Consider the following 3121-nt stretch of genomic DNA (forward strand, 5'->3'; position numbering starts at 1 on the left):
AACAAGCCGCGCACCTACACCGACGCGAACAAGCACAAGACCACGTTCGACTACTACGCCGACGGCAAGCTCAAGAGCGTGACCGATGGCCTGAACCACGTGATCGCGAAGTTCACGTACGACCCGGACACCGGCCGGTTGAAGACCTTGACCAACGCGCTGAACAAGGCCGTCACCTACAGCTACGACGGCGCTGATTTGTCCAGCGTGGTGGCCCCCCTCAAGCGCACGTACAGCTTCGGCCATGACAGCGTGGGGCGCACCTGGTCGAAATCCGACCCGTTGGGCAATACCATCTACTTGGAGTGGACAGCGCTGAACCGGCTGAAGTCGATCACCGATCCGCTCAAGGGCACAGCCGAGTTCGTCTACGACGACAACGGCTTCACCATCCAGCAGATCGACCAGAAGAAGAACCCACGCAAGTTCAAGCCCACGGCCATCGTTACGCTGGACACGATGACCGATGCGCTTGCCAATGGTGAGTCGCGGCTGTACGAGCCGGGCGGCAAGCTGCGCCAACTCATCGACCGCAACGGCCAGCTGTCGACAGTGACCTACGACAGCCTGGGCCGCGCCAAGCTGATGAGCTTCGGTGCCACGGCTGCCAATCCGACGGCCTATCGCAGCCAGGTCGAGCTGACCTGGGACAAGGGCAACCGCCTGCGTGTCATCGAAGACCGCATCTGCGGCACGCCGCAGACAAATCTGAACTGTTCGAAGATCGCCAGCAAGCGCCTGATCAAGCGCACCTACGACGATCTGGACCAGATGACCCAGGAGGTCACGCCTCAGGCCGAGGTCAACTACACCTATGACGACGGTGGCCGGCGTCAGACGATGTTCGTGCGCAATGGCGCGCCAGGCAGCCAGGTCGACCAGCCCCTCGTCACCTACACCTGGGACGACGCCGATCGGCTGCGCCAGATCGAGCAGGCTGCCGGGCCAGCCAATGGCAACGTCAAGCAGGTGATCAAGCTGGATCCGGACGACGCGGGCCGCCGTCTGAAGACCACGCTGTCCAACGGCTCGACGATGAACTACACCTGGGACGACGCGAGTCAGCTCAAGGCCATCGTGTTCAAGAAGGCCGACGATACGGTGATCGGCGACCTGACCTACGGCTATGACGGCGCGGGCCGGCGCACGAGCATCGGCGGCAGCATGGCGCGCATGAACCTGCCTACGGCCGAGGTGTCGGCGCAGTACGACGCGAACAATCGTCTCAAGCAATGGGGCGCGGCCGCGTTCCAGTACGACAACAACGGCAACCTGCTCAGCGACGGCGCGCTCACCTATACCTGGGACGAGCGCAACCAGCTCAAAGGCATCAACAACGGAGGCTCCGAGCAAGCCAGCTTCCAGTATGACATCGGAGGCCGCCGCACCAGCAAGACCATCGGTGCGACGACGACCGGCTATGTCTACGACGGCAGCAACTTCACCCAGGAGCTCAACGGCAACAGCAACACGAGCAGCATCCGTGCCCAGCTGATCACCGGCGGCCTGGATGAGACCTTCCTGCGCATGGAAGGCGGCGAATTGGCCAGCTTGTTGACTGACGCCAACAACAACACGGTGCGCGTGACCGATGCCAACCAGTCCAAACTGGTGGACTACACCTACGAGCCCTATGGCTCGACCAGCGCTGACAACAGTGACGGCAATACCCAGCAGTTCACTGGCCGCGAGAACGACAACCCGGGCAATGCGAACGGGCTGTACTACTACCGCGCCCGCTACTACATGCCCGGCTGCATGCGCTTCATCTCCGAAGACCCCATCGGTTGGGCTTCGGGGCAAACCAACAACTATGCGTACGTCGGCGGAGATCCGATTGCCTATCGGGATCCTGATGGCCGGATCGTGCTCAACCTCATCGCCGGCGCGCTCGGTGGGCTGGCCAACATGGCCGGGGCTGCATTGCATGATTGCGCGGGCGGCTATGGCCAAGCCTTCGTGAATGGTTTTGTCGGCGGGTTCGTAGGGTCTTTCCTCGGGCCGGTCGTGGGCGGTGCCGTCGGCGCTGGCATCACGGACGCGATGAACCAAGGTGCAAGGCCCTGGGATCCGTCGACCTGGGGGCAGGTGGACATGAAGTCTGTCGGGGCTGCGGCGATTGGCGGTGCCGTCGGTGGCGCCATCGTCAAGGGCGTGGCCGGCACGCTCCCCGGTATCGATGCCACGCCGGACTCCCGTGAAGTGATGGAGACAGTCATGGGCGTCACGGTTGGCATCTCGGCCGGCGAAGTGGCGGCGGCGTCGTACAACGCAGCGAGTGGAGGGAGTTACTCCTGTCCGAAGTGAGGCGCCTCGGTCATGTCGTGGCCAGACCATGGACTCCGTGGGTGTGTTTGCTCGTCGCTGCCATCGGCACATTGGTGTTCATGTTGATACAGGGGGTGCTTGGTGCATGGGGGCCCTATCGTCCGGTGCTGCTGCCCGAGCGGGTGGAGATTGGCGATGCGGTCATCCAGTCCGGTTCTCTCGAGCTCTGGCTGTTGCTCCTTGTCTCCCTGACTGTGCTCTTGCGCGAACTGGCAGGACTGCGCCGTTTGGTTTTCGATGGGGCCCAGTTGACCGTCACTCGCTACTGCACTGGCCAAACGTTGACGAAGGTACGAGTAGAAGCCATCAGATCTGTTTCAGTAGCCGTGCCCGCAAAGCGCAGGTTGGATATGTCGGGAACCAGCAAAGGTGGCGGCTATGTTGTTGCCGTGCTCAATGGCGCAGATCTGCATATCCCCGTCAACTATGTCGGTGCGAATGAATTGGTGGATGAGCTTCGCAAGCAACGGGAACGGTAGAGACGCGCTGGCGTTGACTAGCGATGTCATTGAAGGTGTCTCGGAAAGCTGCCAAGAAGCAGTTCAGGCCTGGTGAAGTCATAGGGAGAGAGATAGATGTCGGACTTTGATTTCAGCCGCAAGGCGGTGGTGAACGCGTGCGTGGCGGTGTGCCTGGCGATGGCCAGCGGGGTGTCGGTGGAAGCGGCGCAGGCCGATGCCAAGGCGCCGGTGGCGGCAGCGCAGAAGCAGTCGGTGTTGGCTGTCCGTGTGCAGTTGCCCGATGGCCGCTGGTTGGAAGCCGGTGGCACGGGCAAGGCCGATTCGCTCGCGGC

At 62.4% G+C, this 3121-nt stretch carries 3 protein-coding genes; all 3 read left to right on the forward strand.

Going from position 1 to position 3121, the window contains the following annotated elements:
* A partial coding sequence (locus AACH06_RS29945; protein ID WP_341429495.1) for an RHS repeat domain-containing protein occupies nt 1–2307 on the forward strand: 2307 nt, incomplete at its 5' end.
* A 41-nt stretch (nt 2308–2348) separates the two neighbouring features.
* A complete protein-coding gene (locus tag AACH06_RS29950) occupies nt 2349–2807 on the forward strand; it encodes a hypothetical protein (protein ID WP_341429496.1) in 459 nt (152 codons plus the stop codon).
* 96 nt (nt 2808–2903) lie between these two features.
* Nucleotides 2904–3121, forward strand: a 218-nt coding sequence (locus AACH06_RS29955; protein WP_341428166.1) for a hypothetical protein, incomplete at its 3' end; no start/stop codon positions are given.

Origin of the sequence: Ideonella lacteola, assembly GCF_038066555.1 — a bacterium.
Classification (GTDB): domain Bacteria; phylum Pseudomonadota; class Gammaproteobacteria; order Burkholderiales; family Burkholderiaceae_C; genus Ideonella; species Ideonella lacteola.